This is a genomic window from Candidatus Kryptonium thompsonii (assembly GCF_001535985.1).
GTDB classification, from domain to species: Bacteria; Bacteroidota; Ignavibacteria; order Kryptoniales; family Kryptoniaceae; genus Kryptonium; species Kryptonium thompsonii.
The window spans coordinates 1-14146 of sequence record NZ_CZVS01000054.1; the positions used below are offsets into that span (position 1 = coordinate 1).

Consider the following 14146-nt stretch of genomic DNA (forward strand, 5'->3'; position numbering starts at 1 on the left):
GGAAAGGAAAAAACTTATTTGAGTTTGGTCGTTTAACCCATCTCCATTTGGAGAAAACGGGTTCGGATTTACTTGCAAGTCAACTATTAACTTTTCAGAAACCCCAGTTGTTAAAACAGTCCAACTGCTCAAATCTCCCCTTTTATACACATTAACAAACTGTGGATTTAAAGGTGTGATTTTGCTTATAGCAACTGTTGGAAACTCATTGACATCAAGATAAAGTGTTAAACTTAGCTTAACAGTTATCCGTGAATTCGAATTTATCGACTGATTAAAAGCTACCTTGATATATTCAGGGGTTGATACCAGTGAATAGGCAACTGGAGCTCCATTGAGTAAAACAGATTCAACATTAGCTGGGGATGGCGTAAATATCAACAAAGTATCAATACCAAGCGAATTTTCATCAACTTCAATATTAAAATCGCAAGATATCTCGGTTCGCTTTAAAATTGGAACAACAGGTGGATTGACTTCAAAAGCGATGTTTCGAGCAACGAGTTTTTTATCATAGAATATCGTAAGCTTTTTCAAAACTGGCGTCTCCGTGCTTGATGTGGATAAATTTGCCTTAAATTGAATATAACGCCTTGGCTCATCAACTTTTAAAATCTCGGTTTGAGAAATCTCTGGTGACCACTGACTCCATGCACCATTAATCCCTGGCGTAGCCCCCGTACGAAATTGAAAAGTTACATTGGTACCCTCGGGCAACTCAGCATCCCATTCAGCCCAACCCCAGTTCACCGTTTGACCCACATCAATGACCTTAGAGTAATACTCTCCATATGATAAATATCCAACACCATAGATCTCTATCTCACATACAACGGTCGAGCTAAACCTATCAATAACATCAAAAACGATCTTTACAAATCGTGCAATAATAGGGTCAAAAATATCAATCGTTTTTACATCAAGATTATCCGTTTTTTGCAAAACCCTCGTCAATTGAATCGAATCAGTCCCTGCGTAAATTGTATAAGCCCTTGGTCTAAGGGATTGATTTAGACCAAAAGTTACAATCACAACTTTGTTGATTTTTCTAAGTGCGAGTAAATCAATGAGAATATAACTTCCATCACCCCCGGGCCTAATCTGGCAAAATGTCCTGGTATCCCCATCAATTACTTTCATTGGATTTCCTGTAACGGTATCTCGGTCCCCTGTTTGGGTTTTGGGCTCACCGGTTCCGTAGTAAGTTATTGTCGCCCTTCTATTCTTGGCAAGATTTTCCTGTTCGCTTGTTTTCAAAATCAAATAACCTGACGAATTACCAACATTAACCCCCTGGCTAAGTGTTGTGTCAATAAAAGTAGCAAAATTTGAAATAACTATGGTATCTGGGGGAGTCTGAGATTTAGCACTGACAATAGAAATGATTAGCAGAGCGAACAAAAGTTTCAATCTGTGCATGATGCTTTAAGAAGCGATATTTTTAATTTCAGTAGTCTAATTTATCAAATTTTTACTTATCAAGTCAAGGAAATTGAAGGAATTAATCGGTGGGCGATAAACTTAGCTTTTATCACCTATTAGTCTTACTCAAATTTTTTATAACCTTACTTAAACCCTTTGAGTAAACCACATACCACAGGTTCTCTTCCGTGAGATATTCATTAACATCAAAAATAACGGGATGGAGAATTTTTTTAAATTTCATATAGTAAATCTCCTTACCTTGACTTCGCCATTTCTGTTCGTATTTTGTCGGATAATATCCTGGATTTTCTGTGGTGAAACCATTTGGATATACACTTTCAAAAAAACCGGAATCAAGAACCGACTCGATCACGAAATCTCTAAATTCAGGATGATCCGTCGTCACCGAAATTAGACCTCCATCTTTAAGCCGTTTGGCAAGCAAACAATTAAATCCAAACTTAAGTAATCTTCTTTTTTTATGCTTTTTCTTAAACCAAGGATCTGGGAAATTAAAATATATATGGTCAAAGAGCCTATCCCGAAACAGTATCAAAAGTAATAACTTCGCATCCCCGACAAACAATCTCACATTGTCAATCCCGGCGTTTCTAATTTTTTTATCAGCTTTTTTCGCGAAGAAGTTCACAAGTTCAATTCCAACGAAGTTCTTACCTGGGTTATCTCTGGCTATTTGAAGGAGAAAAATTCCATTACCAAATCCAATCTCAAGTTCAGTTTCGGAATTTCGGTTAAAAATAGATTCTAAATCAATCGGATAATTAAGACTGCGCCAATCGACGATGAATTCATTCATTTCTACCAGTGATATTATTTAGTCAAAAATTGTCTGGCAATTTCATATTTTACAACAATTTTCGAATTCTAATGCTGTTCTTGTTGGTCTCATATATATTAAAAATTTTATACACAAAATCTTTACTCGCAAAATTAAATATGCGTTTATCAATCACATCGGAAGATGTAGCTCACATTTTCTCATCCCTCTTATCGCATTGCATATAAAAATTTCGTCCGCATTAAGCAAGTCATCTAAATACAAAATTTCTTCCAAAGCATCTTTATTTGTTTCAAGAATATATTGCCGATAAACTCCGTTTAACAAACCACATTCAACAGGCGGTGTAAGGAGCTTAGCACCTTTTCTTATAAAAACATTACTAATTGCGCCTTCTGTAATTTGGTTTTTCTCATTCATGAAAATAATGTCAGCATAACCCTCGCTTAAAGCCTTTTTATATAGTTTATCGTAAATTTCTCTTTTTGTCGTCTTATGATAAAGAAATATATCATTAGAATTTGTCTTAACATCAGAAATTGTAATAATTAGCTTTTCATTTTGATTCTCGTCCACGGGAAACTTTTCAATTTTTATTTCGCCAAATAGGTTTAAACTTACTCTAATTTTATACTTCCTTCCCCTTTCAAGACAGGCTTCAAATTCTCTTAACATCTCGACTAATTTGTTTAAGTCAAATTGAAAATCAAAATATTTTGCTGAGCTTGACATTCTTTTTATATGCTTTCCGAGTAATCTATATTCTTCATCCCACAAAATTGATTCAATTATTTCAAAAGTTTCAAGCGGTTCGGTTAAGAATTTTGCTTTCAATTGGCATTCTTTGTATTCGCTTTCTGGGTCAGAATCATAAACTATTCCGCTTCCGCTACCCATTTCGCCATGATTTCCCCTAATCACAATTGTTCTGATTGGAACATTAAACACCGCTTCTCTAAAAGCGCCTTTTGGAGCAAAATACCCGATCGCACCAGTATAAACACCCCTTGGTTCCAGCTCGAGCTCGCTGATTATTTCCATGGTTCTAATTTTAGGCGCACCAGTCACAGAACCGCTTGGAAAAATTGCCTCAAAAATTTCATAATATGTTAAATTATCCCGAAGCTCGCCTTCAATTGTTGAAGTCATCTGAAATAAAGTTTGGTATTTTTCAACTTCAAAAAGTTTGTTAACTTTTACACTTCCAATTTTTGAGATTTTGCCAAGATCATTTCTTAACAAGTCAACAATCATTAAATTTTCGGCTCTATTTTTCTCATCGTTTCTTAACCATTCACTCAACTTATTGTCCTCATCAAGAGTTTTTCCCCTTTTAACGGTTCCTTTCATTGGTTTTGTTATAATTTTATCACCCTTTATTCTAAAAAATAATTCTGGGGCAAATGATAAAATAGATATTTCATCGGTTTGTATAAGTGCGCCGTACGGGACTTTTTGTTTTTCTCTCAAAAATTTATATAGCGAAATTATAGAACCTTTTTCAGATGGATCTTTTGAAACAAAGTTAAAAATAAATTTTCCAGTAAAGTTAACCTGATATGTATCACCGGAAATTATATACTTTTTGATAGACTTAATTTTCTCAAAATAAATTTCTTCCGGGATATTAAATTTTATGTCAGTAATTTCAAGATTCGAATTGTTAATTTCCTGATGGCTTTCAATGAAATACTCATTTTCAATTTGCATAAGTCTATGGTCAAAAACAACAACTTTATCATACACACCCAACCAAGCCAATGGATAATCTAAGGCTTTTGCTAAGTATGGTTTTTGAATAAAATGATACCCACATTCATACGCAAAGTATCCAGCGATATAAAATGATTTTTTAAGGTAGGTTTCTATATCTTCGAAAAGCTTTGGAATTTCATGGATTGAATTAGCTGTTAAAATTTTAACGGGTTGAACGAATAAAAATGATTTAAAATTTTCAGGGTCACATTTTATAGTTTCAAGAAGGACAAAATTGGTTTCTTTTGCTAAATTATTTAAATATTTTTCAGGAAGTTTTGAGTATAACAACGTTTTAGCAGCAAACCATTTGTTTTAAAAATTAATTAACCTACCGCTAGTTACATCACTACACAAAGGCACTTTTTACAAAATGTTATCTAGATAAGATAAAAAATCACTATATCCGCTGCAAAACACGGATTTTTTCACTAGAAAAATTTATTGATAAACGCATAATAGAATTAACAATATTGAAGCCTTAGAAAGGATTTAGAAACTTAACAAAAGAACTCAAGAATTCTTCTTCTGATCTAACTCTATTACTCTTATCACGAGCAGGCTTATAAAGTTCTTTGTTTCTAATTCTAATGCTGTTCTTGTTGGTCTCAAAATTTAGATATCGCATTTATCAATAATAAATTCACCTTAAAAATCCAAATTGAAGAGAGCTACGAGATGTTGGAGCGAGGATTTTGGTTATTTGGGAATAGTTACAGGGGGGCTTGTAAACAACTGGGTATGATTGACACTCATAGAAACTTCGTGGAGATAACTTAAATTTAAATGCCGCCTTCTCTCTTATTTTCATTTTAATCGTATTATTAAATTCTCACTCGATCATCTCTCCCAAAATGGAATACTTTTACTTAATTGTGGTTTTCAGAACCTAGAGGTTTACAAGCTATATCCAATCTATTTCCTTTCGCACATCTTTTACACCACTATTATCAGAAACAACTTTAATGAAAATTTCCTCAAGCGTTGCATATGTCTCTTTGCTTATTTCATCCTTAATCCTCTTTTGAATATTTTCCGTCCTGTCTTGAAAAACTATCCTCCCCTTGTTTATTATCGCAACTTCATCACAAAATCTCTCAACCATATCAAGATAATGTGAACTAATCAACACACTTGCACCTCTATTTACCATCGACCTCAATATGTCTTTTACTAACTTGCTTGACATAGGGTCAAGACCCTCCAACGGCTCATCAAGGATCAAAAGTTTTGGATTGTGAATTATCGCTGCCATAATTGATACCTTCTTCTTCATCCCAGCTGAGTATTTCTCTATCAGCTCATCGCTTTTTTCCTCAAGTTCAAAAAGTTTAAGTAAATTGTTTACTCGCCTTCTCGTTTCATCCCTCGGAATATCAAACATAGAACCAACAAATTCTAAATACTCCCTCCCTGTAAGCTTCTCAAAATAAACCGGCTTTTCAAGAACAAATCCAATAAAACGCTTATATTCATAATCACTCTCCCTAATTTTATTGCCAAATATATAAATCTCTCCGCAATCCTTTTTCACAAGTCCAGCAAGTATATTGATTGTCGTCGTCTTCCCCGCACCATTTGGACCTACAAGACCTAAAATTGTCCCCTCTCTCAAAAATAAATTTAATGAATCAAGAGCACGAACCCCGTTTGAGTATGTCTTGCTCAAATCTTTAATCTCTAATATATTCATACCACTTATTGTTGTGTTTTTTATCTCTAACTATGAAATAGATATTCTATATTTCGCTCTAATAGTTTGCTCCAGTAACGGAGCAATAAATAATATGCAATAAATAAAAATGTCACTAAACAGAATCCAACAATGATACTGGCTTGAGTTAATATGATGAATAAAATGCTTATCAATATCTCCAGGATAAATACTACAAAAAGGATTACCGGCGATGTAGCTGATAGTTTTATAAATTTAAGTGAAGCAAAATTTAGTAGGATAATTGTTAAAATTGATAAAAAAAGTGAATATAACATACTGAAAACCAAAACATAAGAGCTCGGTTTGAAGTATAGATATCCACAAAAAATACTAATTAAATTTACACTTACTAAAATAATCAAAATTGATATATTTTTAGAAACGATATAAGGATATATAATGTTAGGGAATTGAATTAAGTTAACAAAGCGTATCCCCATAGTTGTATAAAGCTTTCCGCCAATAAGGGAGCCAAACATGTATGTTATAATAAAAATGAAAGAAACAAATGCCATACTTACGATTTTCATGTTCATTGTATCTAAATTTAAAATTGAAATGGGTAATAAAAAGAACAATGGGATAAATAGCATTACAAATAAAATCTTTTCACTACGCTGCATCAACTTTGCATCTGTAAATATCAAATTTAAATAGCGCTTACCTTGAAATGCTTCTGCAATCTTAGTAAAGGTAGAAATTTGGTGCTTATCAAAATGTGGTTGAATTTTAATTTTTAAAGTAAATTTAGAAGATAATTTTTTCTTCACATTGACTAATCCTGTGTAATATATATTTTGAGAGATTAAACTAACAGGAAAAACTAAACTAATAAAAAGTAACAAAGAAGCTAGACCCAGCAAGACATCCTTAATTTTAAAACTAATTAATGATACCAAGCTATCTCTAAACACAGAAACAGGTAAGAGGAATTCAATAAAATTAAATTCATTTTTATACACTAGCGGAGCCGTTAAAATAATAAAAATAAAAGTGGAAAAAGTAATTGTTAAAAGTAGCCCTAACTTTTTAACAGCCGTTCTCAAAATTAACATTAAAAGGAAGAAAAGCAAGGAAATTGCAAAATAACCAACTAGGAATACGCAAATAGTTAATGCAACAACACCCACATTTGAATTTAAATAAAAAATAGTAATTACCATACCTATTAGTGGCAAAACGTATAACCATAGTCTCTCACTTAAAACAAACATGAAAAACCTAATGGTAAATTTTTTGGTCCAACTGAAAGGGAAAAGCACAAATGCGGCTACATCGAAAAATGAATTAGATACCGTCGCTTGCCTGAATATAAAAAATATTTCCATGGTAAATAGGAACCAAATAAATGTATTCAATAAATCCGTAGGTTTCCCCCGAGCTATCATCGGGATGGTGATTAGAACTGTCAGAAATAAACCAGCAACAAGATAGTAAATGTAAATAATTTTTCTATCAAGGAAATTTATTTTCCCAAGCCAAAGTATTTTGAACATATTTTTTAAATCAAATGTATATTAGAAGCACTGACTACCAATTTGGAGTCCAGCCGCAAATCCAGCAGAAATACACATCGCACCACATTCGTCCACATTGGTACTCATTTTTGTCCAACCTATAAGGGCAAGTCGAAGCAATAAATACGATAATGGAAAACATGCTTCACCTTTTTCTATTATATATAAAGGCAAATAACCACCCTTAAATCCCTACCACTCTTGCTAATTTGGTTCTTGTATTTGTCAATAGAGCTATAACTCTAGAGCCATAGATCTACTTTTATTTTAAAAATTTCATTTTTGATTTTCGAATTTTTCGCAATTTTTACTAAACCAAATCCTTAAAATTTACTTATTTTAAAGAGAAAGTGCGCAATTTTGCAAAGTTAAATATGCATTTATCAATTTACTTTTAATCCAACGCCATACTCAAAAACAAGTTTCATTCCAAAATAAGCCGTTCTGAAAACAAGTAATAAACCGATCAAGTATAATCCAAGTAGAATTGATAAAAGTCGAGAAGATGAACTTTTAAATTTCAAAAAAATGTAAAGTTTAAACATAAAAATCACAGCAGATATGACCAAAAAATAAATTCGCACTATCCTGATGTGAGATAAGTATCTCCTCAGCTTCTTTTGAAAAACTTAAATTTTGGGCCTCAACATTTCCCGTTTGAACAGCAACGATTGAGAACAAAAGAGAGAAAAACAAAAGGAGAAATGCGAAATTTTTAAATTTACCCTTCGATGTAAATTCAATTATCTCAAATATGAAAGCAATTGTAAAAAGTCCGATCGGGAAGTGAACAAATATCGGATGCAATTTCATATCGCTCCAACTTTTATTCATCATCCAGGTGGCCACATCATGATTCTTCCACCCAAAAGATGCAGGTGAACATGATAAATGCTTTGCCCAGCTTCGCGATTACAATTGAAGACAAGCCTAAAACCACGATTGTGAATATTAAACTTTTTCGCTACCTCATTCGCAACAAGGATTAGCTTTCCCATCAACTCTGCATCTTCAGGTTTAATGTCAAGGAGCGTTGGGTAATGTTTTCTCGGGACGACAAGTATGTGAACTGGAGCCTGTGGATTGATATCCTTAAAAGCAACTATTTCGTCATCCTCATAAACAAAATCCGCCGGCATTCTTTTCGCGATGATTTCGCAAAATATACATTCATTCATCAGCAAGTATCCTTTTGTTTTTTAAGATATCAATTTATATGTGATGTACTTCCGCGCCGCTATCCAGCTACCCACAAAGCCAAGAACCAAACCAAGTAAAAATAAAGCAGGGAAAAATAAATCAGGTATATTCACACTGCTTACAACATCATCTGGAAATTGCGGTATCACAACTCTGAGCATCGTGTAAATTATCATCGCCGACAAAATCCCGGCAATCAACCCTTGTAAAAGACCTTGAATCAAGAAAGGAAGCATTATGAACCCGCGAGTTGCCCCAACAAGCTGCATTATTTTTATTAATTTTCTTTTCGCATATATGCTCAATCTTATCGTGTTAACTATCAAAAGAATTGAGATCAAGCTTAACAAAATTCCACCTCCAAGAAACGCCCACGACAAAATTTGAAAACGTCTTTCAATTATCCTAAGCAATAATCTCCTGTACTTAACATCTTCAAAATCTGGGATCTTTCTTAACTTTCCAACCACACTTTCAACCCCGCGCGAGGTCCTAAACCCCTCCTTTAACTTTATCTTGAACGACGCTGGAAGTGGATTGAAATCAAGAACACTGAAAATATCCTCCCCAAACTCCTTCTCAAATATCTTCGCTGCTTCCTCTTTTGATATATAAATCACATCTTCAACTTCATCAAACGACTTAACAATTTTTTTCAACGAATCTATTTGCTCTTTTGTCCGTCCATCCTTTATAAAGACCTCAATTTCAATCTTTTCCTTTATCATCTTGATTAAACGATTTACATTATATCCAACAATTACAAATGTGCCCATCGAAAGCAAAGAAACAATAAGCACAAAAATTGAAGCAAAAGCTGATAGCCTCGATCTTTTAAAGCCAGACATTGCTTCTTTAAAAGCATATCTAAATCTCATTCAACTTCCCTCCCTTTCTCATAAGTCCCGAGAAACTTATAATACTGCGTCATTTTTTTCAATTCACTTATCGCATCAGCACAAATTTCATCTTCAATGCTTCCCTCAAAATCAAGATAAAACATATATCTCCAAGGTTGCCCAATTATTGGCCTCGATTCAATTTTCAAAAGGTTAATGTACCTATAAGCAAAGACGCCAAGCGCTGAAAAAAGAGCGCCTGGTATATTTTTCGTTGTGAAGATAATCGATGTTTTAGGATTTTTGCGCGCTATGATTTTTCTTTTTGACAAAATTAAAAACCTTGTGAAATTTTTTTCATGATTTTCTATGCCCGATTTTAAAGTTTTCAAGCCATAATATTTGCCCGCTTGCTTGCCGGCGATGGCTGCTCCGTCAAGTATTTTTTTCTCTTTTATCATTTTCGCAGAGCCAGCTGTATCATAAGTTGGAATTATTTCAACACCTTTCAACTTCTTAAGAAAATCCTCACATTGAGCTAACGCTTGCGGGTGTGAATAAATTTTTTTAACATCGCTCATTCTCACACCGTAATTTGCAAGCAGATAATGTTTTATCCTTAACTTTACTTCACCAACTATATAAACATTATGCCTCTGAAGCAAATCATAATTTTGATGTATGCTACCGTACAACGAATTTTCAATTGGTATAACTCCATAATCAACATCACCTTTCTTCACACTTTTGAAAACTTCCTCAAAAGAGTGAAGAGCGATGGGTATCATCCTATCGCCGAAAAACGCATACCCAGCCTGTTCGCTAAAAGCTCCTCTTTCCCCTTGAAATGCAACCTTTACTTTCAATCTAATCTCATCCCTTTATTTAGTAATTTGATTCATCACGCCAAAAAACAATTAACCATGGCTCAGATGGACTGCTACGCTGCAATATAAAATTTGCTTTTCCATCAACCTTAACTATATCACCAGGATTGAATGTGACGGTCAAATTAAAACTTCTCACAACATTCCTATAAAGCGAATCCCCGGAATCAACAATTATATTATTCCATATAAGATCAAGATTCTGGGTATTCCTGAAAAGTCCATAAGTCGCTCTCATCTCATCAACCTTTCCCCATGAGATATCTTGTCCCTTATCATAATCACGATAAACAAAGACAAAATTTTCATCAAGCAACTTGCTATAAACGGAAGTATCCTTAAGCACATAAGCATATTTAAAATTTTGAAAAACACCCTCAATGGTCCTTTGATCGCCAAGCAATACTGATTCCTCACCACTTGTATCAAGCCCTGGTGCAAAAGGATTAACGCAAGAAAGAGTTAAAACCGAAAGTGTAAAATAAAAAAATCGCATAATCAATAGCTAAACTTTGCTTTTAACTCACTCCAACTAAATTCGTTTTGAATTTTTATATCAATCCACTTGTAAATCACCCAATTCCCGTTTTTATCCGATACAAGATAAAACTGCAGATTTCCTTTTGCGCTTTGTGGAACATCCTTAACTACATGCTGGAAATTCACAAGATAACTTGCATAATAGACAGCCTCGTCAGTGCCGAAACTCTGAAAACTTCCAGATAAAACAAGATCAGATGTGCCTCCTTGAGGAACATTAGTTTTGATATTATTAAAATAATTCCTTTCGCTATTTAAACTCCAATTTCTGAAAATATCGGGATATTGTATCTGTGCTTCCTGAGTTGGGACAAAAGTAAATCTTTTGTCTGAAAAATTTGAATCAACGAAACAACGAATATAATTTTCAGTGTTCCTGTAATAAATTGCGTTACGCAGGTTTTCAAGGGTTATCTCAGGAGTTATGGGTTGTTTCCAGCCCAATTGCTCGGTCACCTCAGTTGGCGTCTCAGGACTTCGCGTCTTAAAAAGTTGACAAGAAATAAAAGCCAAGCAAAGTAAAAAGGTTATCCTCATCATATTAAGTTATTTCTCAACCAGCACAGTTGATTTAAACTTTATATACTTTTCAAAATCTTCTCTAAACCTTTGAACCCCAAATTTTATCGGCCAGGCTGCAGCATCTCCAAGAGCACAAATTGTGTTGCCTTCGATATTATTCGCAACGCTGACAAGCAAATCAAGATCCTCAGGTCTTCCGCCACCTTTAACAATCCTGTCAAGAATTTTAAACATCCAACCTGTCCCTTCTCTGCAAGGCGTACATTGACCGCAGGATTCATGCCAATAAAACTTTGCAATCCTCCATAAAACTTTAACCATATCAGTATCCTCATCCATCACTATAACACCACCTGTCCCAATCATTGAGCCAGCGTTTCTTAAACTGTCAAAGTCCATTGTCACACCCTCAATTTGATCACCTCTTAAAGCTGGAGTTGAAGATCCACCTGGTATTACTGCTTTAATCTTCTTGTTATTTCTCACTCCGCCAGCATACTTGTAAATTAAATCGGTCAACAAAATTCCGGTCGGCAGTTCATAAATACCTGGTTTATTCACATGGCCACTCACACCAAAAAGAATTGTCCCCGGATGTTTTGGAGCACCGATTTTAGAATACCATTCGCCACCTTTTTCAATTATCACAGGAACGTTTGCAAGTGTTTCAACATTATTTATCGTCGTCGGATAACCCCAAAGTCCATATTGAGCTGGGAAAGGTGGCTTCACCCTTGGGTAACCTCTCTTTCCTTCAATTGATTCCATCAAAGCAGATTCCTCACCACAAATATAAGCCCCTGCACCACGATGAATATAAATATCGACGCTAAATCCAGAACCAAGGATATTTTTACCAATATAACCCCGAGAATAAGCTTCATCAATCGCATTTTGAAGAATTTTCATCCACTTAACATATTCACCACGGATGTAAACATAAATCGTTTGTGCCCCTATAGCATAAGCTGCTATCAATGCGCCTTCAATTAATTGATGTGGATTCTTCTCAATTATCGCTCTATCTTTAAATGTTCCAGGCTCACCTTCATCTGCATTTACAATTAAATATTTCGGCCTCGAATCCTTTGGCATAAAACTCCACTTCATGCCCGTTGGAAACGCAGCACCACCTCTACCTCTTAACCCTGACTTCTTTACTTCTTCAATAATTTCATCAGGTTTCATCCCAAGTGCTTTTCTCAAAGCTGAATATCCACCATTTGCCTCATAAACTTCTATTCGATGAAGTTCAGGTATATCTTTTAGGATTAATTTTATTTGTTCCATTATTTTCTGTCCCGACTTAGTTGTTCAATTAATTTTTCAAGTTTTTCTTTACTCATATCTTCATAATAATCATCATTTACCTGCACAACAGGTGCAGTTCCACACGAACCAAGACACTCAACCTCTGTTAATGTAAACTTCATGTCAGGCGTAGTTTGCCCTACTTTTATCCCAAGCTTTTTCTCAAGATACTCAAGATTTTCATAAGCGCCCCTCAACATGCAACTTACATTTGTACATACCTGAATATGATACTTACCAACTGGCTTTTTATTATACATCGTGTAAAATGTGACGACGCCGTAAACATGGCTGTAGGGCAGTCCAAGAAGTTCAGCGACATAGCGCATCACATCTTCTGAAATCCATCCGAATTGTTCCTGCGCTATCCAAAGAACAGGTAAAAGTGCTGCTTGAGATGTTGGATACCTTTTTTTAATTTCTTCAACCTTTTTCAAGTTTTCTTCTGTGAACATTTCAAACAAAAATTTATTTTTTGTTTATTTATCAGCCTCTCCCATGACAGGGTCTATACTTCCAATTATAACGACAAGGTCAGCAATCATATGACCTTTAAGCATCAAAGGCAACGCTTGAATATTGGTAAAAGACGGGGATCTAACTTTCAATCTCCAGGGATAACCTGTACCATCGCTCACAATATAAAAACCAAGCTCTCCCTTTGGATTTTCAACAGCGTGGTAAACTTCGCCAACAGGAGGAGTGCCACCGAAATTTGTGAGAATAAAATCATGAATTAACTCTTCCATTTTCGTATAAATCTTCTCCTTCTTGGGATGAGTTGCTTTCGGCTCATCTGCTTTTACAGGACCCGGTGGTAATTTCTCAATGCATTGTCTTACAATCTTAACACTTTCCTTCATTTCATCAAGGCGAACATAATAACGAGCAAGGCAATCCCCCTCTTCATAAACAGGTATATCAAAATCAAGCTCGCCATAAACAAGATACGGTTCATCTTTTCTTAAATCTCTTGGCACACCAACTGCCCTTAAATTTGGACCGCTCAGACCAATGTCAATCGCTTGCTCTTTTGTTATAACACCTATTCCATCTGTCCTTTCAATAAAAATTCTATTTTTGTTCAACAGCTTCTCGCACTGTTCAAGTTCTTTTGGAAAATTATCGATAAACTCTTTTATCGCATGAATTGCCTCATCGGTTATATCCTGCGCAACTCCTCCAATCCTTGCATAACTTGTTGTGAATCTAACTCCCGTCACAAGATCTAATATGCTTAAAATTTTTTCCCTTTCCCTAAAGCACCACATGAAAACAGTCAAAGCCCCGACATCCATAGCAAAGGTTCCAAGCCACACAAGATGAGATGCGATCCTTGAGAGCTCATTCAAAATCACCCTGATATATTGAGCCCTTTTAGGTGCTTCAACTCCAAAAAGTTTTTCAACCGCAAGCATATAAGCCGTATTATTAGAAAGAGGAGCGAGATAATCCATTCTGTCTGTGTGAGGTAAGAACTCAAGAAAGGTCATATTTTCAGCAATTTTTTCCTTACCTCGGTGTAAAAGCAGATGAGCCGAAAGCAACTCATTCCAAGAAGGTGAAGAATCATACGAAAATGGAAGAGTTAATTCATGATTTTATTCTCACAATTTTCGGTGGCACTCCTCCTT

15 protein-coding genes are annotated in these 14146 nt (G+C 34.9%); all 15 read right to left on the reverse strand.

The window, feature by feature from the left end:
• The coding region (locus AWW78_RS07825) for a discoidin domain-containing protein (protein ID WP_047134817.1) at positions 1 to 1419 on the reverse strand (1419 nt) is incomplete at its 3' end.
• Positions 1420 to 1531: 112 nt separating this feature from the next.
• A complete protein-coding gene (gene trmB, locus AWW78_RS07830) occupies positions 1532 to 2242 on the reverse strand; it encodes a tRNA (guanosine(46)-N7)-methyltransferase TrmB (protein ID WP_075426202.1) in 711 nt (236 codons plus the stop codon).
• A 153-nt stretch (positions 2243 to 2395) separates the two neighbouring features.
• Complete coding sequence (gene pabB, locus AWW78_RS07835; RefSeq protein ID WP_047134818.1) at positions 2396 to 4270, reverse strand: aminodeoxychorismate synthase component I; 1875 nt, start codon at positions 4268 to 4270, stop codon at positions 2396 to 2398.
• Between the two features lie 613 nt (positions 4271 to 4883).
• Complete coding sequence (locus AWW78_RS07840; RefSeq protein WP_082349196.1) at positions 4884 to 5672, reverse strand: ABC transporter ATP-binding protein; 789 nt, start codon at positions 5670 to 5672, stop codon at positions 4884 to 4886.
• 26 nt (positions 5673 to 5698) lie between these two features.
• Positions 5699 to 7192 carry a hypothetical protein gene (locus tag AWW78_RS07845; protein ID WP_047134819.1) on the reverse strand — a complete coding sequence of 498 codons (1494 nt, stop codon included), beginning with the start codon at positions 7190 to 7192 and terminating at the stop codon, positions 5699 to 5701.
• Between the two features lie 404 nt (positions 7193 to 7596).
• Positions 7597 to 7758, reverse strand: coding sequence for a hypothetical protein (locus AWW78_RS10585; RefSeq protein ID WP_176696240.1), 162 nt, complete (start codon positions 7756 to 7758; stop codon positions 7597 to 7599).
• Positions 7751 to 8026, reverse strand: coding sequence for a DUF2231 domain-containing protein (locus tag AWW78_RS07850; protein ID WP_218059852.1), 276 nt, complete (start codon positions 8024 to 8026; stop codon positions 7751 to 7753). The genes AWW78_RS10585 and AWW78_RS07850 overlap by 8 nt, the downstream gene beginning before the upstream one ends.
• A 20-nt stretch (positions 8027 to 8046) precedes the next feature.
• Positions 8047 to 8391 (reverse strand): histidine triad nucleotide-binding protein, encoded by a 345-nt coding sequence (locus tag AWW78_RS07855; RefSeq protein ID WP_047134821.1) that lies wholly within the window; start codon positions 8389 to 8391, stop codon positions 8047 to 8049.
• Positions 8392 to 8412: 21 nt separating this feature from the next.
• The gene (locus tag AWW78_RS07860) at positions 8413 to 9291 is read right to left on the reverse strand and encodes a cell division protein FtsX (RefSeq protein WP_047134822.1); all 879 of its coding nucleotides are present in this window, start codon (positions 9289 to 9291) and stop codon (positions 8413 to 8415) included.
• On the reverse strand, positions 9288 to 10118 hold the full coding sequence (gene pheA / locus AWW78_RS07865; RefSeq protein ID WP_234697356.1) for a prephenate dehydratase: 831 nt from the start codon (positions 10116 to 10118) through the stop codon (positions 9288 to 9290). The genes AWW78_RS07860 and pheA overlap by 4 nt, the downstream gene beginning before the upstream one ends.
• Positions 10119 to 10137: 19 nt before the next feature.
• On the reverse strand, positions 10138 to 10635 hold the full coding sequence (locus AWW78_RS07870; RefSeq protein ID WP_047134824.1) for a hypothetical protein: 498 nt from the start codon (positions 10633 to 10635) through the stop codon (positions 10138 to 10140).
• A 2-nt stretch (positions 10636 to 10637) separates the two neighbouring features.
• Entirely contained in the window at positions 10638 to 11219 is a 582-nt protein-coding gene (locus AWW78_RS07875; protein WP_047134825.1) for a hypothetical protein, read from the reverse strand.
• A gap of 6 nt (positions 11220 to 11225) precedes the next feature.
• Complete coding sequence (nuoF, locus tag AWW78_RS07880; RefSeq protein WP_047134826.1) at positions 11226 to 12491, reverse strand: NADH-quinone oxidoreductase subunit NuoF; 1266 nt, start codon at positions 12489 to 12491, stop codon at positions 11226 to 11228.
• On the reverse strand, positions 12491 to 12967 hold the full coding sequence (gene nuoE, locus AWW78_RS07885; protein WP_047134827.1) for an NADH-quinone oxidoreductase subunit NuoE: 477 nt from the start codon (positions 12965 to 12967) through the stop codon (positions 12491 to 12493). Before nuoE ends, nuoF begins: the two co-directional genes overlap by 1 nt.
• Positions 12968 to 12991: 24 nt before the next feature.
• On the reverse strand, positions 12992 to 14059 hold the full coding sequence (gene nuoD / locus AWW78_RS07890) for an NADH dehydrogenase (quinone) subunit D (RefSeq protein ID WP_075426204.1): 1068 nt from the start codon (positions 14057 to 14059) through the stop codon (positions 12992 to 12994).
• Positions 14060 to 14146 lie beyond the last annotated feature (87 nt).

Bases quoted from the DNA above. Each gene is read 5' to 3' on its own strand.
- nuoE (WP_047134827.1), bottom strand. From the start codon at position 12,967: ATGTTCACAGAAGAAAACTTGAAAAAGGTTGAAGAAATTAAAAAAAGG.
- AWW78_RS07840 (WP_082349196.1), bottom strand. From the start codon at position 5,672: ATGAATATATTAGAGATTAAAGATTTGAGCAAGACATACTCAAACGGG.
- AWW78_RS07845 (WP_047134819.1), bottom strand. From the start codon at position 7,192: ATGTTCAAAATACTTTGGCTTGGGAAAATAAATTTCCTTGATAGAAAA.
- AWW78_RS07875 (WP_047134825.1), bottom strand. From the start codon at position 11,219: ATGATGAGGATAACCTTTTTACTTTGCTTGGCTTTTATTTCTTGTCAA.
- trmB (WP_075426202.1), bottom strand. From the start codon at position 2,242: ATGAATGAATTCATCGTCGATTGGCGCAGTCTTAATTATCCGATTGAT.
- AWW78_RS10585 (WP_176696240.1), bottom strand. From the start codon at position 7,758: ATGTTTAAACTTTACATTTTTTTGAAATTTAAAAGTTCATCTTCTCGA.
- AWW78_RS07855 (WP_047134821.1), bottom strand. From the start codon at position 8,391: ATGAATGAATGTATATTTTGCGAAATCATCGCGAAAAGAATGCCGGCG.
- nuoF (WP_047134826.1), bottom strand. From the start codon at position 12,491: ATGGAACAAATAAAATTAATCCTAAAAGATATACCTGAACTTCATCGA.
- AWW78_RS07860 (WP_047134822.1), bottom strand. From the start codon at position 9,291: ATGAGATTTAGATATGCTTTTAAAGAAGCAATGTCTGGCTTTAAAAGA.
- AWW78_RS07850 (WP_218059852.1), bottom strand. From the start codon at position 8,026: ATGAAATTGCATCCGATATTTGTTCACTTCCCGATCGGACTTTTTACA.
- AWW78_RS07870 (WP_047134824.1), bottom strand. From the start codon at position 10,635: ATGCGATTTTTTTATTTTACACTTTCGGTTTTAACTCTTTCTTGCGTT.